This window comes from Brevundimonas sp. EYE_349 (assembly GCF_023147505.1).
Taxonomy (GTDB): Bacteria; Pseudomonadota; Alphaproteobacteria; order Caulobacterales; family Caulobacteraceae; genus Brevundimonas.
Genome location: NZ_JAHXPB010000002.1, coordinates 87,094 through 111,698, shown reverse-complemented (window position 1 = coordinate 111,698; position 24,605 = coordinate 87,094). Strand labels below are relative to the sequence as shown.

Here is a 24,605-nt window from a genome sequence, read left to right as displayed (position 1 = left end):
CCCGGACCTCCTCACAACGTCAGCACCAGCTTCAGCCCGCCGACGACGATGCCGTCGCGGTCGGATTGGCCGCCGGGGTTGTGGATGTACTGGACGCCGGGGCGCACGGTGATGGCCGGGGTCAGGCGGTAGCCGTAGTTCAGCTCGACCGCATATTCGGTGTCTTGCGGATCACCGACGCGTAATCCCGCATCGTTCTGGGCGCGCTGGGCGTCGGTGACCCGCCCGTTCACGATGGCGGCGCCGACGCCGAAGGTGACGTCGTCCTTGGCTCGGCCGGGGATCAGGCCGGTATAGGTCACGATGACCGCCGCCTTGCTGCGCAGCTTGTTGGTGGCGCGATCCGCGATGGCCAGGTTGCCGACCACCGACAGGCCGTGGGCGCCGTCCGCCTGGGGCGCGATCAGCTGCTGCTGGACGTTGGCGTGAACGCCTGAGTGATGTCCCTCGCGCGCAAAGGCCAGGCCGGTCAGCGCCTGATAGTCGCCGTTGACGTCATAGACGATATTGTTGGACTCGCTGGAGTCGTACCAGGCGCCGATCTTGTAGGTTCCGGGAAGGTCGCCGTTCGCGCCGAACTTGGGCGTCCACTGCAGCTCGCCGGCGTAGATCGTGCCGGTCGCGCCCTGGGTCCCCAGATAGAAGCCGCGATCCTCGCGCAGGTTTTCGGGGTTGGATTCGATAACGCCCAGATTGACGTGCAACTCCGGCGTGATGCGTTGGCGCAGCCGTGCGCCCCAGGAGCTGACCGGCATGTTATAGAGATAGCCGCCGACGATCTGGCTGGACGCCGGGCCGCACAGGATGAGGTTCATGACGTTGCCGCAGGGCGTGGCGCCGAAGTCCTCGCCATGGGTGACACGGCCGAGCTTGAGGGCGGTCGCTCCGTCGTTGAAGCTCTGCTCGTACCAGAGCTGGCCCAGGCGCCAGATCGTGCCGCGACCGTAGATGGTCTGAACCGGCTGAAGAAGATCGAGTCCCGCGTCATTGGCCAGGCTGTTGCCTTGCCGATTGAAAACGGTGGCCTGGACCTTGCCGCCGGGCAGGCCCCAGGCCTTTTCGGTATCGATCGTTGCGCCCAAAAACAGCTGGCCGGCCGCGCGGCTTTCCTCGCGCACGCCGCCGTTGAAGTTGTGAACCGCGTCCACGACCTCGTTCAGGGTGAAGGTCACGCCATTGTCTTCCAAGCGGCGGCGCGCGCCGCCCCAGTCGCCCGTGAGCGCTGGGCGGTCCCACAGGCCGGGCTGGGTCGCGGCGGCTTGTTGCGTCACGGCCTCAGACGGGGCGTTGGATGGCGTGGAAAAGGCCGTCTGGGCCTGGACGGAGCCGGCGGCCAACAGGGCGGCGGCGATAGCGCCGCCGCACAGGGCGACGGAACGGGTGTTGGTCATGCGATTGTTCCTCCCAATGCATGAAAGCGGCCGGCGCCTTTGCGGCGCTTTTGGATTTGAGCCGGCGCGGAAGGCCTGGAACCCGCGCCGGCGGGTCGGGTCAGGCCGCTTCCGTTGCGGCCTGCGCCTGAAGCAGTTTCTTGACCTCGGCCTTGGCGACCTTGCCGTAGCCGGACTTGGGAAGCGCATCCCAGAACAGGACGTCGGTCGGGAGCTTGTAACGGCTCAGCTTGCCGTCGAGGTGCGACAGGACCGCCTGGGCGTCGGCCGTATGGCCCTTGCGCGCGACCAGAACGGCGACCCCGCATTCCCCCCATTTGTCGTGCGGCATGCCCACGACGCAGGCTTCGGAGATGGCCGGGTGGGTCAGGATCGCTTCCTCGATCTCGCGCGGATAGACGTTGGATCCGCCCGAGATGAACATGTCCGACGCCCGGCCGGTGATGTAGAGGAAACCGCGGTCATCCAGATGGCCGAGGTCGCCGGTGTGGAACCACCCGTCCTTGAACGACTTTGCGTTCGCCTCGTCGTTTTCGAAGTAGCCGAGGAAGACGGCCGGGCCACGTACGCAGATTTCGCCTGTCTCATTGGCCGACAGGCGCTTGCCGTCGTCCGACAGGATTGCGATGTCCATGCCGGTGCGCGGCAGGCCGCAAGAGCCGATCGGATACGACGCATCGTCCTCGATCGTGTGCAGGCGCGGCGGCAGGACTGTGATGTTGCCCGTGACCTCGCCGAGACCGAAATACTGGACCAGAACCTTGCCGATCTTGCGAAGGGCGTGTTGCTGATCGGCCCGGTACATGGGGGCGCCGGCGTAGATGACGTAGCGCAGCGACGCATGATCGTAGCGGTCCACCGCCTCATGCTGGGTCAGCATGGTCAGGATGGTGGGCACGGTGAACATGTTCGTCACCTTGTGCGTCTCGACCAGACGCCAGGCCTCTTCGCAATCCAGCCGTTCGGTGGACAGCAGCACGCTGGCGGCGCCCTTGGCGACCTGAGTGACAGCGTGGATGCCCGAGCCGTGCGACAGGGGCGCGACGACCAGGGAGACGTCGTGCTCCGTCGTGTCCGGCATCAGGTCGCACAGGTGGTTGACGGTGACGAAAGCCATCTGGCCGTGGGTCAGCATCCCCGCCTTGGGGCGTCCCGTGGTGCCCGAGGTGTAGAAGAACCAGCATACGTCGTCGCGGCCCACGTCGGCCAGGTCGACGTGCGGGGCCGAGACGTCGGCGACCAGGGCCTCCCAGTCCTCGCCCGGTGCATCGGCGCCGATCCAGAAGACCCTATCGCAAGCCGTGTTGGCGTCTTTCGCCGCCGCCGCGTGGTCAGGAAAGCCGGTGTCGAAGATGTGGGTCGTGGCGCGCGAGGAGGAGGCCAGATAGGCCACTTCCGGCGGCGTCAGACGGAAGTTGGTCGGCACCCAGACCGCGCCCAGGCGCCAGCAGGCCCACTGGGTTTCGAACATGGCGTTGCAGTTGCGCGAATGGACCAGGACGCGGTCGCCCTGTTGGACGCCGCGCGCGGCCAGGGCCGAGGCGGCGCGGGTGACGCGGTCGTTGATTTCGGTCCAGGTCCAGACGCGGTCGCCCTGGATCAGGCCGGGGCGGTCGCCGAAATGCTGGGCGGCGTGAACCAGCATGGAGGCCAGATTGCTGGTGGGCAGGGTCATGCTCTGATCGGCTCCAGGATGGAGACGTAGTTGGCGACGGCGGCGCCGCCCATGTTGAACACGCCCGCGACATCGGCCTTGGGCAGTTGCATGTCGCCTGCTTCTCCGGCCAGCTGCATGGCCGAGATGACATGCATGGAGACGCCGGTGGCGCCGACCGGGTGGCCCTTGGCCTTCAGCCCGCCCGAGCGGTTGACGGGCAGGCGGCCGTCGGCCTGGGTCCAGCCCTCAAGCGCGGCGCGTGCGCCCTGGCCCTGCGGCGTCAGGCCCATGGCCTCGTATTCGATCAGTTCGGCGATGGTGAAACAGTCGTGGGTCTCGACGAAGGACAGGTCGTCCAGCTTGATGTCCGCGATTTGCAGCGCCCTGGCCCAGGCCTGGGCGCCCGCCTCGAAATGGGTCGGATCGCGGCGCGACAGCGGCAGGTAGTCGTTCAGATGGACGGCGGCGCGCCAGCGGATCGCCTTCTTCATCGACTTGGCGGTCTCCTCGTCCGTCAGGATCAGGGCGGCGGCGCCGTCCGAGATCAGCGAGCAGTCGGTGCGCTTCAGCGGGCCGGCGACGAAGGGGTTCTTCTCGGACTCGTTGCGGCAGAAGTCGAAGCCCAGGTCCTTGCGCATCTGAGCGTAGGGGTTGTCGACGCCGTTCTTGTGGTTCTTGGCCGCGATGGCGGCCAGAGCGTCCGACTGGTCGCCATACTTCTGGAAATACATCTGGGCGATACGGCCGAAGGCGCCTGCGAAGCCGGCGGGAATGTCGCCCTCTTCCTTGCGATAGCTGGCCCCCAGCAGGACGTCGCCGGCCACGGCGCTGGTGGTGTGGGTCATCTTCTCGGCGCCGACGACCAGGGCGAAGCGGCCCCGGCCGGCGGCGATGAAGTCGCGCGCCTGGAAGACGGCGGCGGCCCCGGAGGCGCAGGCGTTCTCCACCCGCGTCGCGGGCTTGAACCGCAGGCCCGGCACGCTGTGCATGGCCAGGGAGGAAGGAAAGTCCTGCTTCGAGAAGCCGGCGTTGAACACGCCGACGAAGACGCCGTCGACCTCGTCCTGCTGAATGCCGGCGTCGGCGATCGCCTGGGCGGCGACCATCTCGATCAGGCTTTCGACGTCGGGTGCATCATGGAGTTTTCCGAACGGGCTGTGGGCCCATCCGACGATGGCGGCTTCAGTCATGGGGTTTTCCTCAAGCGTACAGGGGAGCGCGCCGGTTCGGGCGCGGGGGAGGTGATTTCCGGGCGGGCGAGGCGCAGCGACAGTTTCTGTGCTTCTTGCTGGACAATCGGAGCCAGTTCGGCGCGGCGGGCTTCGCCCAGTCGGCTCTCGATGGCCGAGATCGACAGGGCGCCCACGCAGTCGCCGTCGGGCCCGATCACGGCCACGCCGATGGCCCAACTGCCGGTCAGCAGACGGCCGGGGTTGAAGGCGAATCCAGAGGCGCGGGTCTCCGCCACCGCTTCGCGCAGGAAGGCGGGGGAATAGGTCGGATAGGAGAAGGCCAGTTCGGGGGCGATGGACTCGAGAATTCGCTCGACCTCGTCGTCACTCATGGCCGCCAGCATGGCCAGGCTGCCGGCGCCTACGCCCAGCGGATGCCGGTCGCCCGCCTGGAGGACATGGGTGCGGATAGGAAAGGCCCCGTCCAGCCGCTCCAGGCACACGGCATGGCCGTCGCGCGGCACGGAAAGGAAGACTGTATCTTGGCTGGCGGCCGACAGGCGCTGCAGGGCGCCGGACGCCAGACGATGGATGCCGAACCGTTCGGTGGCGAGAACGCCCAGGACGAAAGCCTCCGGCCCCAGATGATAGAGACGGTCCTCGGCGCTCTGTTCGATGAAGCCGTTACGCTCCAACGCCTTGAGCATCCTGTGAGCGGTAGGTTTGGCCAGGCCGGACTGGCTGACGATGTCGGCCAGGCGCAGGCCCTCTTTCGAGCGGGAACCCACAAGACGTAAAATTCCCAGCGCCCGGTCCAGCGCCTGCGCGCCGTCAGCCTTTGTTTCCAGGTCCGTCATCTCAAACTCCCAAATGGTCCATATATTGGACTCTTATATAGGCATTTCTGGATCGGAAACTGAACCGACTTATTTTCCCTGTCAAATGGGCATTTAAAGAAATGTGATAGGTCCAAATGGTGGACCGAAAGAATAAATTTGCGCGCCGACAGTTGTGGATGCGGATCGGTTACGGTATTCCGTATTCCATCATGACCCATGCAATGGACTCGATCAGCACCGCCCCCATGCTTGTGGAGCAGGTGTATCAACGCCTTCGGGCGGCGATCACGGACGGCTCCCTGGCGCCCGGCCAGCGCGTGCGTCAGGGCGAACTGGCGGAAAATCTGGGCGTCTCGCGCGCCCCGATCAGCCATGCCCTGCATCTGCTGAAGCATCAGGGACTGGTCATCGAATCCGGGCGTCGCGGCGTCGAGATCGCGCCTCTGGATCCCGATCAGCTGCGAGATGTCTATCAGATCCGAGCGGCGCTCGATTCTCTCGCGTCGCGATTGCTTGCTCAGAGATTTGCGGACGGCCGAGTATCGGAGTCTGAGGTGCAGCGCCTGGATGCGGCCCTTAATGCGGGTGACGCCATTCGTCCGAAGACGCCTCTGGCCGAGCGGGCTGCGCTCGACGTCGCCTTCCACCAAGTCATCTACGGCCTGTGCGGCAATCCGACGATCGAGGAGACGTTGGCGCCGCTGTGGCCGCACATACAGCGCGCCATGAATGCCGTGATGGCGGTCGACGAAATACGCATCCGCGCCTGGCGCGAGCACGCCGAGATCGTGCGCCTGGTCCGGGCGGGGGATGCGGAAGGCGCGGCCTCGGCCGCCTGGAGCCATGCCGCCAACGCCGGCTCCGAAACCGAGCAGAGACTCCGGGCATCCAATCCGGCGTGAAGACCGGCGCTCATTCCCTCAGAACAACAGGAGAAACGTCCGTGAAACTGACCCAGGAACAGCTCGAGCACTTCCGCACGGAAGGCTATATCTTCATCCCCGAGGCCTTTACGCCCGAAGAGGTCGAGGTGCTGCGCGAAGCCGCCGTCGATGTCTTCGCGCCGGAACGGCCCGAGATCTGGCGAGAGAAGTCGGGCGTGCCGCGCACGGCCTTCGCCTGCCACACCTACAACAAGGCCTGCGAACTGCTGGGCAAACACCCGCGTCTGGTCGAGCCGGTGGCCCAGGCCTTCGACGAGCCGGTGTACATGCACCAGTTCAAGATCAACGCGAAGGCGGCCTTCACCGGCGACGTCTGGCAGTGGCACCAGGACTTCGTGACCTGGCACAACGACGACGGCATGCCCGAGCCGCGCGCCATGAACATCGCCGTCTTCCTGGACGACGTCCTGCCGATCAACGGCCCGCTGATGCTGGTGCCGCGCAGTCATGAGGGCGGAGCCATCGAGGCCGGTCATGACACCGAGACCACCGCCTATCCGTTGTGGACCTTAGACAACGATACGGTCGCCAATCTGGTGGAGCAGGGCGGCATCGTCGCCCCGACCGGCAAGGCCGGCGGTCTGCTGATGTTCCACGGCAATCTGGTGCATGGATCGGCCGGGAACATCACCCCGTATCCGCGCAAGATCGTCTATCTGACCCTGTCGGCCCTTTCGAACGCCATCACCAAGCCGACCCGTGCGGAATATATCGCCCACACGGATTTCACGCCGATCGAGCCGGTGTCTGACGACGCTCTGGTCGAATATGCGCGCAGTCAGAAGGCCGCCGCCTGAACCTGAATATGGCGAGTACGGACGCGGGCGCGGTCACGAGGCCGCCCCGCGTTTCTTTCCGCCGGACGTAAAGACGTGAGGAGACGCCGATGGGCGAGCGAATGAAGGACAAGGTGGTCCTGGTGACGGGCGCAGGCTCGTCCGGGCCGGGATGGGGCAACGGCAAGGCGGCGGCGGTGCTGTATGCGCGCGAGGGCGCCAAGGTCTTCGCCATCGACCTGCGGATCGAGGCGGCCGACGAGACCAAGGCTCTGATCGAGGAGGAGGGCGGCGTGTGCCAGACCTTCGCCTGCGACGTGTCCAAATCGGATCAGGTCCAGGCCATGGTCAAGGCCTGCATCGACGCCTTCGGCCGCATCGACGTGCTGCACAACAATGTCGGCATCTCGGAGACTGGCGGCGCCATCGATGCTTCGGAAGAGAGCTGGCACAGGTTGATCGCCATCAACCAGACCAGCGTCTTCCTGACCTGCAAATATGTGCTGCCGCATATGGTGGAGCAGCAGAAGGGCGCCATCGTCAACGTCGGCTCGGTCGCCGGCACGCGCTGGATCGGCTTTCCCTATGCGGCCTATACGGCGACAAAGGCGGCGGTCATGGGTCTGACCCAGAATATCGCGCTTCAGCACGCAAGTGTCGGCATCCGCGCCAACTGCGTGCTGCCGGGCCTGATGAACACGCCCCTGATCAAAGGGGCGCTGACCAAGGGCTATGACGGCGATTTCGACGACATGGTGGCCCGGCGCGACGCCCAGTCGCCGACCGGCAAGATGGGCGACGCCTGGGACGTGGCCTACGCCGCCCTGTTCCTGGCGTCGGACGAGGCGAAATATGTCAACGCCACCCAGATCGTGGTCGATGGCGGCCTGACCGCGCGATGCGCCTGATCGAACGACCATGATCGCCCCGACGTCATGACCGCCCTGCTGAACGTCGTCCTGCCGGTCTTTGCGCTGATCGCGCTGGGCTATCTGTGTCGGCGGGTGAATGTGCTGGGGCCGGCGGCGGTCACGGAGATCAATCGGTTCGTGGTCTGGCTGGCCCAGCCGGCGCTGCTGTTCGGCATCACCGCCAACGCCCACTGGTCCAGCTATCGGCTGGACTTCACCCTGGCCATGGCCGGGGCCCTGGTCGGGACCTTCGTTCTGGTTCTGGCCCTGACCTGGCGCAGGATGGGCGCGGGCGATGCGGTGGTCGACGCCCAGAGCGCCGCCTACGCCAACAACGGCTTTTTGGGCATTCCGCTGGGGCTGCTGGTGTTCGGGGACTGGTCTCTGCCGTTCTCGGGCGTGTCGGTGATCCTGACGGCCTGCGTCCTCTACGCTCTGGGCCTGATCGGCCTGGAGATGGCGCGCGCGCACGGTCATGGGCTGGGCAAGGCGCTGCTGAAGGCCGGCGGGGCGGTGGTGCGAAATCCGATGATGATCGCCCCGGCGGTCGGAGCGGTTTTCTCCACCCTGGGGCTCAAGCCGCCCGAGGGCGTGACCACCCTGCTGGGGCTGCTGGCCGGCGCCGCCATTCCCTGCGCCCTGGTCGCTCTGGGTCTGTTCCTGGCCGAGAACGCCAAGGCGGGATTCGGCGATTGGAGCTGGGCGTCCCTGACGGCGGCCAAGCTGATCGTCCAGCCGGTGATCGCCTGGTTGATCGCCGGGCCGATCCTGCACGCGCCGCTGCAGGTGGTGCAGATGGCCGTGCTGATGGCCATGATGCCGACCGGCGCCGGCCCCTTCATGCTGGCCCAGGTCTATGACCGGCGCGGCGCTGTCGCTTCCCAGACCATTCTGATGACGACCGTCCTGTCGATCATCTCCATCTCCGTTTACCTGACCATGATCCGATGACCGCCCCCCGTTCGACTGCCGTCCCTGCGCGCACGCCCGTTTCGTCCGACCAGTTTCGCGACCGACTAAGGGCCGTCGTCGGCGCCGCCCATGTCCTGACCGAACCCAAGGCCACGCGCCGCTACAGCCGGGGCTACCGGTTCGGCGAGGGCAAGGTGGAGGCGGTGGTGCGGCCCGGCTCTTTGGTCGAGCAGTGGCGGGCCTTCAAGGCCTGCGTCGAGGCAGGCCGCATCGTCATCATGCAGGCGGCCAACACCGGACTGACCGGCGGATCGACCCCTGACGGACACGACTACGACCGGCCGGTGGTGGTGATCTCCACCCTGCGCATGACGGCCGTGCATCTGATCGAGGATGGGCGTCAGGTCATCTGCCTGCCCGGCGCGTCGCTGGATCGGTTGGAGCGGATGCTGAAGCCCCTTGGGCGGGAGCCGCATTCGGTGATCGGTTCGTCCTGCATCGGCGCCTCGGTCGTGGGCGGGGTGTGCAACAACTCGGGCGGTTCGCTGATCCAGCGCGGCCCGGCCTATACCCAGATGGCGCTGTACGCCCGCGTCGACGCGGACGGCCGGGTGGAGTTGGTCAATCATCTGGGCGTGGCCTTGGGCCACGATCCCGAGGCCGTGCTGGCCCGCGTCGAGGCGGGCGACTTCCAGCCGGGGGAAATCCTGGCGGATGACCGCCGACAGGCGTCGGACGGCGACTACGCCCGCCGGGTCCGTGACGTGGACGCCGACAGCCCGGCCCGTTTCAACGCCGATCCCGACCGGCTGTTCGAGGCGTCGGGCAGCGCGGGCAAGGCGGTGGTCTTCGCGGTGCGGCTGGACACCTTTCCGGCGGCGGGCGAGACAGGCGTCTTCTACATCGGGGCCAACGATCCGGCGGTCCTGACCCGCATCCGGCGCGACATCCTGAGCGGTTTCACGCATCTGCCGGTCGCCGGCGAATACATGCACCGCGACTGCTACGACATCGCGCGGAAATACGGCAAGGACACCTTCCTGGCGATCCGAACGCTGGGCACGGGACGGATCGGACAGTTGTTCGGCATGAAGTCGCGGTTCGACGCCTTTGTCGAGGATTTGGGCTTCCTGCCGAAATACCTCGGCGACCGCCTGCTGCAGTTCGCCAGCAGCCTGTTCCCCGAACACCTGCCGGCGCGGATGAACCAGTATCGCGACCGGTTCGAACACCATCTCATGCTGAAGATGTCAGGCGAGGGCGTGGAGGAGGCGAGGGCCTATTTGGCGCGCACCCTGACGGGCGACGACGCGGCCTTCTTCGAATGCACGCCGGACGAGGGCGCCCGCGCCTTCCTGCACCGGTTCGCGGCGGCGGGGGCTGCGGTGCGTTACCGTGCCGTCCATCATCGCCAAGTGTCGGATATCGTCGCCCTGGACATCGCCCTGCGTCGCAATGACCGGGACTGGATGGAGGTCTTGCCCGAAGACGTGCAGCGGCCGATCCTGAAGAGCCTGTATTACGGCCACTTCTTCTGTCACGTCTTCCATCAGGACTACATCGTCGCCAAAGGGAACGACCCCATCGCCCTGGAGCATCGGATGTGGGGCCTGCTGGACCAGCGTCGCGCCGCCTATCCGGCCGAACACAACGTCGGTCATCTCTACAAGGCCAGTCCGGCCCAGGCCGCCCACTTCAAGCGGCTGGACCCGTGCAACTGTCTGAACCCGGGCATCGGCATGACCTCGCGGCGCGCCGAGTGGGTCTGAGGCCTTATTCGGCGGCGATCGGCGCCGCCAAGCCTTGCGCCACGAAGCCGCCGTCGACCGTCAGCACATGGCCGGTGACATAGGTGGCCTCGTCCGACAGCAGGAAGACGGCGGCGCCCGCCATCTCTTCGGGCGAGCCATAGCGTTTCATCGGCACACGGCGGCCCCATTCGGCGCGCGTCTCGGGCGAGTGGACCTGGGCCACCAGCGGCGTCTCCACCGGGCCGGGCGCGATCACATTCACCCGTATGCCGAACTGGGCAAGGTCCACCGCCATCACCTTGGACAGGGTGACGACGCCGCCCTTGGAGGCGCCGTAGGCGCTGCGGCCCGCATTGCCGAGAAGGCCCGACACGCTGGCGATGTTGACGATCGAGCCGCCGCCGCTCGCCTGCATCGCCCTGGCCGCCGCCTGACCGATAAGGAAGCTGCCGCGCAGGTTGACGGCGATGATCGCATCGAACGCCTCGACGGGGGTTTCTAGGAAGGGTTGTTCGCGGGCGATCCCGGCGCTGTTGACCAGCCCGTCCAGTCGCCCGTGCTTGGCGACGATGGCGTCGATGGCGGCCTGGACCGAGCTGGAGTCCGAGACGTCCAGTCTCAGCGGCGTCACGGCGGCGTCGCTCAGGTCGATGGCCTGCGCCGACAGATCGCCCGCGATCACAATGGCGCCTTCCGCCGCCAGCTTCTGACATACCGCCGCGCCGATTCCGGATAGGCCCCCGGTCACAAGCACGACGCGATTATCGAGACGTCCAGCCATGTTTCTCAACCTCAACTGACAATAGGTCCACAATACGGACTATTGGTGTGATGATATTTCCTAATGTAGTCGGGTTGCGTGTCTAAATATGGCTGCTAATAATGGCAATATAGAAACAAGTGGTCCAATATATGGACCCGTCAGGGAGTATTTAGTTTGGCTGATCGACTTAGGCTTATTTTGAACGACGGCGCGCGATGAGCGCTCCGCTTGTCGAAACCCGCCGCGTTGTCCATCCCGGCGCTTCGCGCTTCAGCCGTGTCCTGACGGCCGCCGGCGATCAGTCCCGCCAATCGCTGGGCTCGATCCGCGAGGGCGAGACAATCCAGGCCGGAATCGAACGCCTGTTCGCCGCCTTGGGCGAATCCTGCGGCGGCTTTCGCCTCATCGGCGGCCGTCTGGCTGAGGCCTATTACCACGTCGCCATGCCGCGCGCCGACAGCGAGCGCGCCGTCGAATACGGCGCGGCGCTCCAGATCGAGGGCGGGGCCGCCGTGGTCGCCGCATCGGGATCGTTCGGGCCCTCAGTGTCCGGCGCTCCCCTGTTGCACCTTCACGGCGCCCTGGCCGACGACCACGGACGCGGTCACGGCGGCCACCTGAACGTGGATCGCTGCGTGGCGGGGCCCGGCGGCGTGCGCGTCCATCTGATGACCGGCTCGGGATTCCGCCAGGCGGCCGATCCTGAAACCCGGTTCTCGACCTTCTTCCCAGTATCCGAGTACACGCATGAACCCGTCGGACATCACTGACATTCGCACCGGCCGACTGGCGACGGTTCGGCTGGGGCCGAACCAGGATCTGGTCGAGGGGCTGCAGCAGGCCGCCGCCGAACTGGGTTTCGAACGCGCCCTGGTCCGCAGCGGACTGGGCAGTCTGAACGACGCGGTCATCGAAACCGCCTCGGGCGAACCCAAGGTGCTGCGCGGTCCGGCGGTCGAGATACTGACCCTGTCGGGCGAGATCGTCCTTGCCGAGGGCGCGACTTCCGCCGGCATATCAGGTGTCGTGGGCGAAACCACGGGCGACGTTTGGGCCGGGCGGTTCACGCCCGGTCGCAATCTGGTCTGCGTCACGGCGGAAATCGTGATCGAGGAAGTCATCGACCAAGCGGAGACGACCACCGCTTGAATCATCCCGGCCGGACGATCCGGCCGTCGTCAATGGGTTGAACCGGCCGCCAAGAGCCGGATCACCCGAGGAAGAGGACAGGAAGAGGCCATGAACACCTTAAGTCGCCGCACGCTGCTGGCAGGAGGGCTGGTCGCACCCGTTGCGCTCAGCGCCTGCGGCAAGGGGCCGGACGCCGACATCGTTTGGCGATTGGGCACGAACCTGCCGATCACCCATCCGCTCAGCGCGCGCATGAAGGAGGCGGCCGGCAGGATCTACGAACGGTCCGGCCATCGGCTGTTCATCGAGGTCTATCCCAGTTCGCAACTGGGCACAGACGCCGATATGCTGGCCCAGGTTCGCGCCGGCGCCATCCAGATGCTGTCGATCTCGGGCCTCATCATGTCGATCCTGGTGCCCCAGACGGCGCTCAGCGGCATCGGCTTCGCCTTCCAGAACCGCCAGCAGCTGTTCAACGCCATGGACGGCTCCCTGGGCGCCGAGATCAAACAGGCCCTGGCCGCTCGCCACCTGATCGCCACGCCCAAGGTCTTCGAAAGCGGCTTCAGGCAGATCACCACCAGCAGCCGACCCATCAACTCTCCGGCCGACCTGGCGGGGATGAAGATCCGCGTGCCGTTGGGCTCGCTGTGGACCTCGATGTTCCGCTCCTTCGGCGCGGCCCCGACCTCCATCAACTTCAGCGAGGTCTATTCGGCCCTGCAGACGCGGGTCGTCGAAGGCCAGGAAAATCCGCTGGCGGTGGTCGATACGGGCAAGCTGTACGAGGTCCAGCATTACTGCGCCCTGACCAACCATATGTGGGACGGCTTCTGGTTGCTGCAGAACGAAGAGGCGCTGAACAAGCTGCCCGGCGATCTTCGCGATCTGGTCCAGGCCGAGTTCTCCGCCGCCGCCGACCTGCAGCGCGAAGACCTGGCGGTCCTGGCCGAGACCCTGCCCAAGAAGATGCAGGACGAGGGCCTGATCCTCAATCGTCCCGACACCCAGGTCTTCCGCCAGCACCTGCGTGACAAGGGCTTCTACGCCCATTGGCGTGAACAGTTGGGCGAGACGTCCTGGCGTGTTCTGGAGAACTATGTGGGAGGTCTGGCATGAGCACGGCCGCAGTCGAAAACGCCGTCATCGCCGAGGGCGTGACCCCGCCCGTTCATCCTCGCGGCCGGTTCGCCCATTATTTCGAACAGGCCGTCGCCATCCCGGCCGCCATCATCGTGCTGGTCGAGATCGTGCTGTTGCTGACCAGCGTGATCTTCCGCTTCTTCCTGCATAGTCCGATCGTCTGGGCCGACGAACTGGCGTCCACCCTCTTCATCTGGATGGGGATGCTGGGGTCTGTGCTGGCCCTTCAACGTGGCCAGCATATGCGGTTGACGACCATCGTGACCCGATCCTCTCCCAGGGTGCGACCGATCCTGGAGGCCTTGGCCGTCATGGGACCTGCGCTGGTCCTGGCGCTGATGCTGCCGCACGCGATCTTCTACGCCTATGAAGAATCGATGATCACGACGCCGGCGCTGAACTGGTCGCTGGGCGTGCGCGCCGCCGCCCTGCCGGTCGGTATCGGCCTGATGCTGATCGTGGCCCTGACGCAGTTGCCGCGGCATTCGCTGAAAGCCATCGGCGTCACGGGCGGAATATTGGCGGTGGCCGCTCTGGGTCTTTGGGCGCTGTCTCCCTTGCTGATCGGCCTGGGTCACATCAGCCTGATCCTGTTCTTCGTCGTCGTCCTGCTGGGCGGCGTGGTCCTGGGCGTGCCGATCGCCTTCGCCTTCGCGCTGGCGACGGCCGCCTATCTGCTGACGATGACGGACGTCCCGATGCTGGTCATGACCAGCCGGATGGACGAGGGAATGAGTTCGCTGATCCTGCTGGCCGTGCCGCTGTTCGTCTTCCTGGGCGCGCTGATCGAGATGACGGGCATGGCCGCCGCGATGGTCGGCTTCCTGGCCTCGCTGCTGGGCCATGTGCGGGGGGGTCTGAACTACGTGCTGCTGGGCGCGATGTATCTGGTGTCCGGCATCTCCGGTTCAAAGGCCGCCGACATGGCCGCCGTCGCGCCGATCCTGTTCCCCGAAATGAAGAAGCGCGGCGGCGACGAGGGCGAGATGATCTCCCTGCTGTCCGCCTCAGGCGCCATGTCAGAGACCATTCCGCCGTCGATCGTCCTGATCGCGATCGGGTCGGTCGCCGGAGTGTCGATCGCCTCGCTGTTCGTCGGCGGCCTGTTGCCGGCCTTCGTCCTGGCCATCGCCCTGGGCGTCATCTCCTGGATGCGGGCGCGCAAGGAGGACATGAGCAAGGTCGTGCGGCCGAACCGCAAGATGATCTGGCGCGCCTTCCTGATCTCCGTGCCGGCCCTGCTGCTGCCGGTGGCCATCCGCTTCTTCGTGGCGGAAGGCGTGGCGACGGCGACCGAGGTCTCGACCCTGGCCATCGCCTATGCGGTGATCGCGGGCCTCTTCATCTACCGCAAGTTCGACTATCGCCGGATCATCCCGATGCTGGCCAGCACCGCCGCCCTGTCCGGCGCCATTCTGCTGATCATCGGCGCGGCCAGCTCCATGGCCTGGTCGCTGACCACCTCGGGCTTCTCGGCCGACCTGACGCACATGATGTCGAACCTTCCCGGCGGCGCCTTCGGCTTCCTGGCCATGTCGATCGTCATGTTCATCGTGCTGGGCAGCATTCTGGAGGGCATTCCCGCCATCGTCCTGTTCGGACCGCTGCTGTTCCCCGTGGCGCGAGCGATGGAAATCCACGACGTCCACTACGCCATGGTCGTCATCCTCGCCATGGGCATCGGCCTCTTCGCCCCGCCCTTCGGCGTCGGCTACTACTCCGCCTGCGCCATCGCCAAGGTCGATCCCGACGCCGGCCTGAAGAAAATCTGGCCCTACCTCGGCGCCCTGGTCATCGGCCTGATCGTCGTGGCCGCGGTCCCCTGGATTTCGACGGGCTTCCTGCCGACCAAATAGCAATAACCGATGTGAGCTACGGTGTCCCAGGACTGTTCCGTAGCTCACGTCGGAATGCTGTCGGATGAGTGTTCTAAGCTTGATCGGGGTGGGCTGCAGCTTGTCCAACTTGGTGAAAGCTCAGGCGACAGCGCCGTTGGCCAGTAACAGGGGCAGGGCGTTGGCGCCCAAGCGGCGTTCCTGGAAATCAGATTTAAGACCCATCAAGCCCACCGAAATGGTCGATTTCGGCGGGTGGTGGTCCGCAATAATCGTCAAATTGTGAGGCAAGCCTAGGCAAAGCCAGCGACTGAAATCCCCCCTAGCGTCAGGGTCAATAAAAACGGGTCGAAACACGGCCTCTGATCCTTAGGGAGGATAATGGCATGGGCGTTAAACGGCACAGGTGCGTCTTGTTGGCCGCCTTGATGAGTTCGGTCGCGGGCGCGGCGCTGGCGCAGTCCGCGCCGTCTGCTCCGCCCCAGAGCGCGTCTTCGGTCGACGATATCGTCGTGACGGCGCAAAGACGCAGCCAGGCGCTGCTCGATGTTCCGCTGGCGGTTTCGGCCCTGAACACCGAAACCCTGGCGAACAAGGGCATCACCAACTCGGCCAATCTGGCGACGGCGGTTCCGAACCTTCAGGTGTCCAGCCCCTATGGCTCGACCCAGCCGAACTTCTCGCTGCGGGGGATTTCGGTCGCGAACGAATACAACGCCAACCAGGCCTCGCCGGTCGGGGTCTATATCGACGACGTCTATATCGCCTCGCGCACCAGCCAGGGCATGGGCCTGTTCGATCTGGATCGGGTCGAGGTGCTGCGAGGGCCGCAGGGCACGCTGTTCGGGCGCAACACCACCGGCGGCGCCATCAACTTCATCACCATGCGGCCGGACCTGTCCGGAACCGAAGGCCGGGTCGAGGCGGGATACGCCAACTTCAACACCGTCAGCGGCCAGGGCGCCATCGAGTTCACGCCGGTCGAAAATCAGTTCGGCGTGCGCGCGGCGGTCAACTATGTGAAGGGCGACGGCTGGCTGAAGAACCTGGCCCCGAATGGCCGGGCGGCGAACTCGACCGACACGCTTCAGGGGCGACTGTCGCTTCGGTGGAAGCCGAACGACGGGCCGGTCGATGTCAATCTGCGCGCCTACGCCGGCCGCGATCGGGGCGCCCAGGCCGGCATCCATGGCCTGTTCGGTCCGAACAGCGGGACAGGCTTCTTCGAGATCAACGAGAACCGGGTCGGCGACAACAAGACCGACGCCTGGGGCGTCGCGCTGAATGTCGCGGCCGAACTCAGCCCGACCGTCACGATCACGTCGATCACGTCCAAGGATGGCGGCAAGCAGAACCTGCAACAGGCCGCGGACGGTTCGCCGCTCGACATTCTGGACATCAACTGGCGATCCGACTTCGATCAGTTCAGCCAGGAACTGCGGCTGAACTACGACACGGACAAGATCCACGCGGTCTTCGGCGGCTTCTACGGCGCCGACAAGATCACCACCGACAACCTTTTCAACATCGGCAGCGCCCTGGCGCCAGGGGTCAATGGCGGCTTCTTCCAGCATTATGCTCAGGAGCGCAAATCCTGGGCGGTGTTCGCCCAATCCGATTTCGTCCTGACGCCCAAGCTGACGCTGACCGCCGGGGTGCGCTACACGCAGGATGACGCCGAATATCGCGACGGCTTCGCCCATCTTTTCGCAGGCAATGTCGGCGGGACCTCGACGCCCATCGCCTCGACGGTCCCGTGCCCGACCCCGGCCGGCACCTGCGCCTACAATCCGGCGGCGCGTTACAACATCGACGGCGATTCCGACGCGGTGACGGGCCGACTGGCCCTGGCCTATACGTTCGACAGCGGCGTTCTCGCCTATGCCAGCTATAGCCGGGGCTATCGCTCGGGAGCCTTCAACGGCGGCGGCTACACCTCCTCGATCGGCATCACCTATATCCAGCCGGAACAGGTGAACGCCTATGAGGCCGGCCTCAAGGGTCGCTTCATCGACGACCGGCTGACCCTGTCGTCGGCCATCTTCTACTACGATTATTCGAACCAGCAGGTGCAGGACACGCGCGCCGGCCCTGTGTCCTTCCTGGTCAATGCGCCGAAATCCGAGGTCTATGGCGGCGAAGTCGAGTTCGGTTTCCGGGCGACCCCCGATTTCCGGCTGAACGGGTCGTTCGGCTATCTGGATGCGACCTACAAGGACCTGACGCTGCAGGGGGTCGATCTGTCCGGCAATGACCTGCCCTTCGCGCCGAAGGTGACGGCTCAGCTCGGTTTCGACTGGACCATCGCCCGTCCGGCGGGCGGCGACCTCGTGCTGTCGCCCACGGTCAGCTATTTCAGCCGACAGTATTTCTCGCCGTTCAATGAGAAGAATGCGACGGGAACCGGGCAGGTCAACTCCGAGCTGCGGCAGGACGCCTACGCCAAGGTGAACGCCTCGCTGGCTTGGACCCGCGATGACCTGACCGTCCGCGCCTTCGTCAACAACGCCTTCGAGGAAAAGACCTATTCCTACGGTCTGGACCTACGGGGGGCGGGTTTCCCGTTCAACTTCCTCGTTCCAGCGGCGCCGCGCACCTATGGGTTCGCGATTTCGAAGGCCTTCTGATGACCGTCCTCGCCAGCCAAACCCTCATCGACGGCCCGGACCTGAAGAACCCGGACCTCTATGTCGATCGGATGCCCTATGGCGTCTTCGCGACGCTGCGCCGCGAAGCCCCTGTCTACTGGAACCCCGAGACCGACGGCGCCGGCTTCTGGGCGGTGACGCGCCATGCGGACATCGTGGAGGTGTCGAAACAGCCGCTGCTGTTCTCGTCGGCCTACGCCAACGGCGGGCACCGCATCTTCAACGAGAACGAGGTCGGGTTGACCGGCGCGGGCGACTCCGCCGTGGGCATCCCCTTCATCTCGATCGATCCGCCCGTCCATACCCAGTATCGCAAGGTGATCATGCCGGCGCTGTCGCCTGTGCGGCTGGGCGACATCGAGACCCGGATCGAGGAACGGGTGTCTGGCCTGCTGGATCAGATCCCGATGGGCGAGGTCGTGGATCTGGTGCCCTTGCTGTCGGCCCCCCTTCCGCTGCTGACCCTGGCCGAACTGCTCGGCGTGCCGTCGGAAAGCTGGAAGGATCTCTATCGCTGGACAAACGCCTTCGTCGGCGAGGACGACCCGGAGTTCCGTCAGTCGCCCGAGGCCATGGGCGCGATCATGGGCGAGTTCTTCGCCTTCAGTCAGGATCTGTTCGAGCGTCGCCGCGCCGAGCCGGGGCCGGATATCGCCAGCCTGCTGGCCAATGCCGAGATCGATGGACAGCCGACCCAGTTTCGCGATTTCGTCGGCAATCTGATCCTGGTGCTGGTCGGCGGCAATGAAACGACTCGAAACTCTCTGAGCCACACCATCGTGGCCCTGTCGAATGACCCGTCCCAGTGGGATCGGCTGCGCGCCGACCCCGATCTTTTGAAGACCGCGACGGCGGAGATGGTGCGTCACGCCAGTCCGGTGATCCACATGCGCCGCACCGCGACCCAGGACGCCGTCATCGGCGGCCAGACGATCCGAAAGGGCGACAAGGTCGTGCTGTTCTATGCGTCGGGCAACCGGGACGAGGCCGTGTTCCAGAACCCGGACCTGTTCGACGTCACCCGCAAGGGCGTCGTTCACGTCGGTTTCGGCGCGGGACAGCACGTCTGCGTGGGGTCGCGCCTGGCCGAGATGCAGTTGCGCGTGGCGTTCCGGCTGCTGGCGAAAAGGGTCGCCCGCTTGGAAGTCGTTGCGCCCCCGCGCCGTTTCAGATCGAACTTCATCAACGGACTGAAGAACCTGGACACCAGGCTCGTCCCGGCTTGAGGAAGCGACCATGGCGGACGACTGGACCAACGAAGCGATCATCAGCGACACCCTTTGCGAGGCGCCGGATGTGGCGCTGGGCGGCAAGGAAGACGGTTGGCGCCTTTCGCGCTGGCGGCATTTCGTGGGCAGCTACGCCTTGCCGCCCCTGCCGGCGCCGACCTTCGTCGTTCACATCGGCGGCAAGTCCCAGGTGAAGACCTGGTGGCGGGACGGGTGGACGGAAGCCGGCTCCATGCCGGGGGATTCCACCATCCTTCCGCCTGGCATGGCCTCGCGTTGGCTGGTCGATGGCGAGCTTGACGTGGTGACGCTGAGCTTCGCGCCCCACCTGATCGACGCGACGCCCAACTCCTCGCGGTTCAGCCAGCTCAGGTTCGCCTTCTCCGATCCCTTGGGCACGGCGCTGACGCGCCAGGTGCTGTCCGAGCTGTACACCCCGGCCAGCACGGAACGGGACGCCTATGTCGGAACCCTGGTCAACGCCCTGACCGCGCATGTGCTGCGTGGAACCAGCCTGTCCAGCGGCCCCGAGATCCCTAGCACCCAGTCTTCGTCGTTCCGGCTGCACACCGTCATGGCCCAGATCAAGGAGCACCCCGAGGCTGACCACGGGCTGGAATCGCTCGCAGCGGCCGCGGGCCTGACCCCCTCCCACTTCTGCCGCGTCTTCCGCAAGGCGACGGGCTCCACGCCGCACCAGTTCGTGATGCGGACCAAACTGGACCGCGCGCGGCATCTGCTCGCCCAGTCCGAACTGCCGGTGGCGCAGATTTCGGACAGTCTGGGCTTCAAGAGTCAGAGCCATTTCACGCGGACCTATCGCCAATATTTCCACGAGACGCCGAGCGATTTTCGCCGGCGCGGCAAGGAGGCCGCATGATGGCCAGCATCCAAGGTTTCGACGATCTGATACTGCCGGAGCTGACGCTTCGGGCCGGCGGCGATCCGCTTTCCGTGGTCAACGCCTTCGGCGACGAAGACCCGTCGCGCGCCGAGGTGTTCGCTGAAATCCCCGATGCGTCGGCGGCCGATGTCGATGCTGTGGTCGATGGCGCTCTGACCGCTCTTAAGTCGCCGGCCTGGCGCGACCTGATTCCGCTGCAGCGCGAGGCCCTGCTGCACAGGTTCGCCGACGCCATCGAAGCCGACCTGCCGCGCTTGGCCGCGCTTGAAGCGCTGGACGCCGGCAAGCCCATTTCGATGGCCGAAACGATTGATATTCCGGCGACGGTCGGCTGGCTTCGCGCCTATGCGGGGTGGCCCAGCAAGATCCAGGGGCGGGCAGGGGGGCTGGCGGCCACGCCGGGCGGCCATCACGTCTATACGCGCCGCGAGCCGGTGGGGGTGGTGGCGGCGATCACGCCATGGAACTTCCCGCTTGTCCTGTCGATGTGGAAGATCGCGCCCGCCCTGGCGGCGGGTTGCACGGTCGTGCTGAAGCCCGCGCCCGAGACCAGCCTGTCGGCGCTTCGGTTGGCTGAACTGGCGATTCAGGCGGGGCTTCCGGCCGGCGTGCTGTCCGTGGTGACGGGCGGCGCAGAGGTCGGCGCCCGGCTGGCGTCTCATCCGAAGATCGCCAAGGTGGCGTTCACGGGATCGACGCGAACGGGTCAGTCCGTGCTGGCGGCGTCCGTTCCCGATCTGAAGCGCGTCACCCTGGAACTGGGCGGCAAATCCCCGTCGATCCTGTGTCAGGACGCCGACCTGGCCAAGGCCATCCCCGAGGCCGCCTTCGGCTGCTTCTTCAACTCCGGCCAGGTCTGCTACGCCGGGACACGGCTTTACGCCCATCGCTCGATCTACGAAGCCGTTCTGGATGGTCTCGCCGCGACGGCCGCCGCCCTGCCGATCGGGGCGAGTTCGGATCGCCAGGCCCAGCTTGGCCCGTTGATCAGCGCGCGTCAGCATGAGCGCGTCTCGGGATATGTCGACCGGGCGCTCGCCGCCGGAATCGCGCGGCACGGACCGACGCCGGTGGTGCCGGATCGGGGCCACTTCTATCCGCCGACCGTGTTGCGCGACGTGCCGACCGATGCCGAGATCGCCCGCGAGGAGGTGTTCGGCCCCGTCCTGGCGGTGACGCCGTTCGACGAGTTCGATCAGGCCATCGCCATGGCCAACGACAGCGATTACGGCCTGGCGGCTCACGTCTGGACGCGCGACCTGGGCGCAGCGCATCGCGCGGCCGCCGAGCTGGAGGCCGGCACCGTCTTCGTGAACTGCATCCTGGCCGCCGACCCGGCCTTCCCCTTCGGCGGCATGAAACGCTCGGGCATCGGACGCGAGAACGGGCCGGATGTGCTCGACGCCTATCTCGAGTCCAAGTCCGTCGTCATGGCCCTGCCCTAGTCGTTCACGCCTCAGTTCTCTGCGTTATCAGGATCGCCACCATGCAGATCACCGCCGCCGTCGCCCGTAAGCCTCATGCCGATTTTTCGGTCGAGACCGTCGATATCGAAGCCCCGCGCGCCGATGAGGTGCTGGTCCGCATCACCGGCGTCGGCCTGTGTCACACCGACCTCATCACGCGCGACGGCTTCATCCCCGTCGCCCTGCCCGCCGTCCTGGGTCATGAAGGCGCGGGAATCGTCGAGGCTGTCGGCGCCGAAGTGACCAAGGTCGCGCCCGGCGATCGGGTGGTTCTCAGCTTCGCCAGCTGCGGCCATTGTTCGCGCTGCAACGACGATCTGCCGTCCTACTGCCGTGAATTCCCGGCGTTGAACTATGCCGGCGCGCGCAAGGATGGATCGACGGGGATCAGCATCGACGGCGCGCCCATTTCAGCAAACTTCTTCGGTCAGTCGTCCTTCGCCAGCCACGCCCTGGCGTTCGAGCGTAATGTGATCAAGATCGAAGACCCCGACGCGCCGCTGGAGATATTGGGCCCGCTCGGATGCGGGTTCCAGACGGGGGCGGGCGGGATAATGCGGTCTCTGGCCTGTCCGGCGGAGTCCACCCTGGCCGTCTTCGGCGGCGGTCCGGTCGGGCTGTCGGCCGTCATGGGTGCGGTCGTCCAGGGCTGCGGCGTCATTATCCTGGTCGAGCCCATCGCGGCGCGTCGCGAGATGGCGCTGGAACTGGGCGCGACGCACGTCATCGATCCGGCGGTCGGCGACGTGGCGGCCGCCATTCGCGCCATTCTGCCGGACGGCGTGGATTTCGCCTTCGAGACCAGCGGGCGAGAGCCGGTGGTCGAGGCCGCGCTGGCCAGTCTTTCGAGCCACGGGGTCCTGGGCCTGGTCGGCGTGCCGCCCAAGCCGGAGAGCAGCCTGTCGGTCAACCTGGCCGGGCTGATCACCTACGGCCATCGCATCCAGGGCATCATCGAGGGCGACAGCGACCTGGACGGCTTCATTCCCCAACTGGTCGATCTGCATCGCCAGGGACGGTTTCCCATCGAGAAGCTGACGAAGACCTGGCCGCTGTCCGAAATCAACGCCGCCGTCGAGGCGCAGCACCGAGGTGAATGCGTCAAGGCCGTCCTCATTCCCTGATCCACGGCGTCGCCGCCGCCGGACCTCCGCTCCTCCCCGGAGAAACTTCCGCCGATCGCCGCCTTTGGGCCGGGCGATCGGCGGGCTCTTGTTTTCGAAAGCCTGACCATGTCCTTCACCTTCACCCAACCCCGGCCTGCTTGCGGCGCCTCTCGGCGGGAGCGTCGCTGATGCCGACCGTGACCGTCATTCTTCGTGGGGGCGACGCCGTGCCGATCGCCGCCGCCGTCGGCGCCTCCGTGATGGAGACGATCCGCAACGCCGGTATCGACGAAGTCGTGGCCCTGTGCGGCGGCTCATGTTCGTGCGCGACCTGTCACGTCTTTGTCGAGGCCGGCGGCGAAACCCTTGCGCCCATGGAGGGCGACGAGGCCGATATGCTGGAATGCAGCCTGCATCGTCAGCCGAACTCGCGCCTGTCCTGCCAACTGGCCGTCACCGACGACAGCGACGGCCTGGTTGTCCGTATCGCGCCCGAGGAGTGAGCCGATGGCCGTGGTCCCGTCTCATCAGGACGTTCTGATCGTCGGCGGCGGCCAGGGCGGCGCCCAGACCGCCATCTCACTGCGTCAACTGGGGTTCGAAGGATCGATCACCATCGTCGGCGATGAGGTCGAGCTTCCCTATGAACGACCGCCGCTGTCCAAGGAGTATTTCGCATCGGAGAAGACGTTCGACCGGCTGCATCTGCGCCCCGCGGCCTATTGGCAGGACAAGGCGGTGACGCTCGTCAGCGGCGAAACCGTGGTTGGGTTGGACCCCCTGGCCAAGACCGCGCGGACGGCCTCGGGCGACAGCCTGTCCTACGGGGTGCTGGTCTGGGCGGCCGGCGGTTCGCCTCGCAGGCTGACCTGTGACGGAGCGAATTTGGCGGGCGTCCACGCCGTCCGCAGCCGCGCGGATATCGACGCGATCCTGGGCGAACTGCCGAGGGTCGACCGGGTCGTCATCGTCGGCGGCGGCTATATCGGGTTGGAAGCCGCCGCCGTGCTGAGGAAACTGGGCAAGGCCGTCACGCTCGTCGAAGCCCAGACGCGACTGCTGTCGCGCGTCGCTGGACCGGCCCTGTCGGCCTTCTTCGAAGCGGAGCATCGGACGCACGGCGTGGATATCCGCCTGGGTCAGGGCGTCGATCGTCTGGAGGGCGACGCGCGGATTTCTCATGTCGTTCTGACGGGCGGCGAGAAATTGGCGGCGGACCTGGTGATCGTGGGCGTTGGCATAACGCCCAATGTCGCGGCCCTGGAAAGGGCGGGGGCGACGGCGACCAATGGCGTCGATGTCGACCTGCGTTGCCGGACCAGTCTGTCGGACGTATTCGCCATTGGCGACTGCGCCAACCAGATCAACGCCTACGCCGGGGGCGAGCGGACGCGGATCGAATCCGTTCCCAGCGTGTCGGAGCAGGCGGCGACGGTGGCGCGCGAACTGACAGGCCAGGGGCGTGATCATGACGCCTTGCCCTGGTTCTGGTCGAACCAGTACGATCTCAAGCTTCAGACGGTCGGCCTGTCTGGCGGGTTCGATCAGGAAATCGTTCGCGGAGACCCGGCTTCACGCAGCTTCTCCGTGACCTATCTTCGCGGCGGGCGGATCATCGCCGTGGACGCCGTCAACGCCGCCAAGGCCTTCATGCGCGGTCGGGCCCTCGTCGCCGGCGGGGCAGGCGTCGAGGCCCTGTCCGACTGAACCGATGGCGCGCGACAGCGCCAGCGTTCGCCATGCCTGAAACCCGTTGATCGGCGCGGCGCGGCCCAAAAGCAAAAAACGACAAAAGCCGCACCCAGATTCGGCAATGCCTATGTTGCGTATCGTGCGCATAATGAGGGTTCATAAGAGCGGTTCAGCCGCCGATGGAGAGGGAAGCAGGATGCGGGCGCAAGGCCAGTCGAATCGCGAGTTCCGTCAAACCCGACCGTCCGCGCAGGCGGTCCGGGCGCCGTCGCCGTTCTCTAGCGTCCTCGATGCGCCCGGCACGCCGCGCGCCATCGTCTGCGACGGGGGCGTCT

21 protein-coding genes are annotated in these 24,605 nt (G+C 66.1%); 16 read left to right on the top strand and 5 right to left on the bottom strand.

Going from position 1 to position 24,605, the window contains the following annotated elements; translation table 11 throughout:
* Positions 1-11: 11 nt before the first annotated feature.
* The 4 genes from KZX42_RS04270 to KZX42_RS04255 all read right to left on the bottom strand — a co-directional run bounded on the left by KZX42_RS04270 (position 12) and on the right by KZX42_RS04255 (position 5,077).
* Entirely contained in the window at positions 12-1,391 is a 1,380-nt protein-coding gene (locus KZX42_RS04270) for a carbohydrate porin (protein WP_248117444.1), read from the bottom strand.
* Between the two features lie 100 nt (positions 1,392-1,491).
* Positions 1,492-3,066 carry an acyl-CoA synthetase gene (locus KZX42_RS04265; protein WP_248117441.1) on the bottom strand — a complete coding sequence of 525 codons (1,575 nt, stop codon included), beginning with the start codon at positions 3,064-3,066 and terminating at the stop codon, positions 1,492-1,494.
* Complete coding sequence (locus KZX42_RS04260) at positions 3,063-4,238, bottom strand: acetyl-CoA acetyltransferase (protein WP_248117439.1); 1,176 nt, start codon at positions 4,236-4,238, stop codon at positions 3,063-3,065. Before KZX42_RS04260 ends, KZX42_RS04265 begins: the two co-directional genes overlap by 4 nt.
* Positions 4,235-5,077, bottom strand: coding sequence for an IclR family transcriptional regulator (locus KZX42_RS04255; RefSeq protein ID WP_248117437.1), 843 nt, complete (start codon positions 5,075-5,077; stop codon positions 4,235-4,237). Before KZX42_RS04255 ends, KZX42_RS04260 begins: the two co-directional genes overlap by 4 nt.
* Positions 5,078-5,280: 203 nt before the next feature.
* Between KZX42_RS04255 and KZX42_RS04250 the strand changes: the two genes are divergently transcribed.
* From KZX42_RS04250 to dld, 5 genes are all read left to right on the top strand, one after another.
* Positions 5,281-5,961 carry a GntR family transcriptional regulator gene (locus tag KZX42_RS04250; protein WP_248117435.1) on the top strand — a complete coding sequence of 227 codons (681 nt, stop codon included), beginning with the start codon at positions 5,281-5,283 and terminating at the stop codon, positions 5,959-5,961.
* Positions 5,962-6,002: 41 nt separating this feature from the next.
* Positions 6,003-6,800 carry a phytanoyl-CoA dioxygenase family protein gene (locus KZX42_RS04245; protein WP_248117433.1) on the top strand — a complete coding sequence of 266 codons (798 nt, stop codon included), beginning with the start codon at positions 6,003-6,005 and terminating at the stop codon, positions 6,798-6,800.
* A gap of 89 nt (positions 6,801-6,889) precedes the next feature.
* Positions 6,890-7,687 carry an SDR family NAD(P)-dependent oxidoreductase gene (locus KZX42_RS04240; RefSeq protein ID WP_248117431.1) on the top strand — a complete coding sequence of 266 codons (798 nt, stop codon included), beginning with the start codon at positions 6,890-6,892 and terminating at the stop codon, positions 7,685-7,687.
* Between the two features lie 27 nt (positions 7,688-7,714).
* Positions 7,715-8,641: an AEC family transporter gene (locus KZX42_RS04235; protein ID WP_248117429.1), complete on the top strand. Its 927-nt coding sequence runs from the start codon at positions 7,715-7,717 to the stop codon at positions 8,639-8,641.
* Positions 8,638-10,371 (top strand): D-lactate dehydrogenase, encoded by a 1,734-nt coding sequence (gene dld, locus KZX42_RS04230; RefSeq protein ID WP_248117427.1) that lies wholly within the window; start codon positions 8,638-8,640, stop codon positions 10,369-10,371. Before KZX42_RS04235 ends, dld begins: the two co-directional genes overlap by 4 nt.
* Positions 10,372-10,375: 4 nt before the next feature.
* Here the strand turns inward: dld and KZX42_RS04225 are convergent, their stop codons facing one another.
* On the bottom strand, positions 10,376-11,134 hold the full coding sequence (locus KZX42_RS04225) for a 3-oxoacyl-ACP reductase family protein (protein WP_248117425.1): 759 nt from the start codon (positions 11,132-11,134) through the stop codon (positions 10,376-10,378).
* Positions 11,135-11,331: 197 nt separating this feature from the next.
* Here KZX42_RS04225 and KZX42_RS04220 point away from each other — a divergent pair, with 197 nt between their 5' ends.
* The 11 genes from KZX42_RS04220 to KZX42_RS04170 all read left to right on the top strand — a co-directional run bounded on the left by KZX42_RS04220 (position 11,332) and on the right by KZX42_RS04170 (position 24,285).
* Positions 11,332-11,886: a DUF296 domain-containing protein gene (locus tag KZX42_RS04220; protein ID WP_248117423.1), complete on the top strand. Its 555-nt coding sequence runs from the start codon at positions 11,332-11,334 to the stop codon at positions 11,884-11,886.
* The gene (locus tag KZX42_RS04215) at positions 11,864-12,265 is read left to right on the top strand and encodes a PPC domain-containing DNA-binding protein (RefSeq protein ID WP_248117421.1); all 402 of its coding nucleotides are present in this window, start codon (positions 11,864-11,866) and stop codon (positions 12,263-12,265) included. The genes KZX42_RS04220 and KZX42_RS04215 overlap by 23 nt, the downstream gene beginning before the upstream one ends.
* A gap of 90 nt (positions 12,266-12,355) precedes the next feature.
* Positions 12,356-13,366, top strand: a complete 1,011-nt coding sequence (locus KZX42_RS04210; RefSeq protein ID WP_248117419.1) for a TRAP transporter substrate-binding protein — start codon at positions 12,356-12,358, stop codon at positions 13,364-13,366.
* Positions 13,363-15,246: a TRAP transporter large permease subunit gene (locus KZX42_RS04205; protein WP_248117417.1), complete on the top strand. Its 1,884-nt coding sequence runs from the start codon at positions 13,363-13,365 to the stop codon at positions 15,244-15,246. The genes KZX42_RS04210 and KZX42_RS04205 overlap by 4 nt, the downstream gene beginning before the upstream one ends.
* 407 nt (positions 15,247-15,653) lie before the next feature.
* Positions 15,654-17,852 (top strand): TonB-dependent receptor, encoded by a 2,199-nt coding sequence (locus tag KZX42_RS04200; RefSeq protein ID WP_248117415.1) that lies wholly within the window; start codon positions 15,654-15,656, stop codon positions 17,850-17,852.
* Entirely contained in the window at positions 17,852-19,099 is a 1,248-nt protein-coding gene (locus KZX42_RS04195; protein ID WP_248117412.1) for a cytochrome P450, read from the top strand. Before KZX42_RS04200 ends, KZX42_RS04195 begins: the two co-directional genes overlap by 1 nt.
* 10 nt (positions 19,100-19,109) lie before the next feature.
* Complete coding sequence (locus KZX42_RS04190) at positions 19,110-19,982, top strand: AraC family transcriptional regulator (protein WP_248117410.1); 873 nt, start codon at positions 19,110-19,112, stop codon at positions 19,980-19,982.
* Positions 19,979-21,451 (top strand): aldehyde dehydrogenase family protein, encoded by a 1,473-nt coding sequence (locus KZX42_RS04185; RefSeq protein ID WP_248117408.1) that lies wholly within the window; start codon positions 19,979-19,981, stop codon positions 21,449-21,451. Before KZX42_RS04190 ends, KZX42_RS04185 begins: the two co-directional genes overlap by 4 nt.
* A 41-nt stretch (positions 21,452-21,492) precedes the next feature.
* Complete coding sequence (locus KZX42_RS04180; protein WP_248117406.1) at positions 21,493-22,596, top strand: NAD(P)-dependent alcohol dehydrogenase; 1,104 nt, start codon at positions 21,493-21,495, stop codon at positions 22,594-22,596.
* Positions 22,597-22,766: 170 nt separating this feature from the next.
* Positions 22,767-23,081, top strand: coding sequence for a 2Fe-2S iron-sulfur cluster-binding protein (locus tag KZX42_RS04175; protein ID WP_248117404.1), 315 nt, complete (start codon positions 22,767-22,769; stop codon positions 23,079-23,081).
* Between the two features lie 4 nt (positions 23,082-23,085).
* Positions 23,086-24,285 (top strand): FAD-dependent oxidoreductase, encoded by a 1,200-nt coding sequence (locus tag KZX42_RS04170; RefSeq protein WP_248117402.1) that lies wholly within the window; start codon positions 23,086-23,088, stop codon positions 24,283-24,285.
* Positions 24,286-24,605: the final 320 nt, after the last annotated feature.

Bases quoted from the DNA above. Each gene is read 5' to 3' on its own strand.
- KZX42_RS04180 (WP_248117406.1), top strand. From the start codon at position 21,493: ATGCAGATCACCGCCGCCGTCGCCCGTAAGCCTCATGCCGATTTTTCG.
- KZX42_RS04175 (WP_248117404.1), top strand. From the start codon at position 22,767: ATGCCGACCGTGACCGTCATTCTTCGTGGGGGCGACGCCGTGCCGATC.
- KZX42_RS04170 (WP_248117402.1), top strand. From the start codon at position 23,086: ATGGCCGTGGTCCCGTCTCATCAGGACGTTCTGATCGTCGGCGGCGGC.
- KZX42_RS04195 (WP_248117412.1), top strand. From the start codon at position 17,852: ATGACCGTCCTCGCCAGCCAAACCCTCATCGACGGCCCGGACCTGAAG.
- KZX42_RS04205 (WP_248117417.1), top strand. From the start codon at position 13,363: ATGAGCACGGCCGCAGTCGAAAACGCCGTCATCGCCGAGGGCGTGACC.
- KZX42_RS04270 (WP_248117444.1), bottom strand. From the start codon at position 1,391: ATGACCAACACCCGTTCCGTCGCCCTGTGCGGCGGCGCTATCGCCGCC.
- KZX42_RS04250 (WP_248117435.1), top strand. From the start codon at position 5,281: ATGGACTCGATCAGCACCGCCCCCATGCTTGTGGAGCAGGTGTATCAA.
- KZX42_RS04215 (WP_248117421.1), top strand. From the start codon at position 11,864: ATGAACCCGTCGGACATCACTGACATTCGCACCGGCCGACTGGCGACG.
- KZX42_RS04255 (WP_248117437.1), bottom strand. From the start codon at position 5,077: ATGACGGACCTGGAAACAAAGGCTGACGGCGCGCAGGCGCTGGACCGG.
- KZX42_RS04220 (WP_248117423.1), top strand. From the start codon at position 11,332: ATGAGCGCTCCGCTTGTCGAAACCCGCCGCGTTGTCCATCCCGGCGCT.
- KZX42_RS04210 (WP_248117419.1), top strand. From the start codon at position 12,356: ATGAACACCTTAAGTCGCCGCACGCTGCTGGCAGGAGGGCTGGTCGCA.
- dld (WP_248117427.1), top strand. From the start codon at position 8,638: ATGACCGCCCCCCGTTCGACTGCCGTCCCTGCGCGCACGCCCGTTTCG.
- KZX42_RS04260 (WP_248117439.1), bottom strand. From the start codon at position 4,238: ATGACTGAAGCCGCCATCGTCGGATGGGCCCACAGCCCGTTCGGAAAA.
- KZX42_RS04265 (WP_248117441.1), bottom strand. From the start codon at position 3,066: ATGACCCTGCCCACCAGCAATCTGGCCTCCATGCTGGTTCACGCCGCC.
- KZX42_RS04200 (WP_248117415.1), top strand. From the start codon at position 15,654: ATGAGTTCGGTCGCGGGCGCGGCGCTGGCGCAGTCCGCGCCGTCTGCT.
- KZX42_RS04190 (WP_248117410.1), top strand. From the start codon at position 19,110: ATGGCGGACGACTGGACCAACGAAGCGATCATCAGCGACACCCTTTGC.
- KZX42_RS04235 (WP_248117429.1), top strand. From the start codon at position 7,715: ATGACCGCCCTGCTGAACGTCGTCCTGCCGGTCTTTGCGCTGATCGCG.
- KZX42_RS04225 (WP_248117425.1), bottom strand. From the start codon at position 11,134: ATGGCTGGACGTCTCGATAATCGCGTCGTGCTTGTGACCGGGGGCCTA.
- KZX42_RS04185 (WP_248117408.1), top strand. From the start codon at position 19,979: ATGATGGCCAGCATCCAAGGTTTCGACGATCTGATACTGCCGGAGCTG.
- KZX42_RS04240 (WP_248117431.1), top strand. From the start codon at position 6,890: ATGGGCGAGCGAATGAAGGACAAGGTGGTCCTGGTGACGGGCGCAGGC.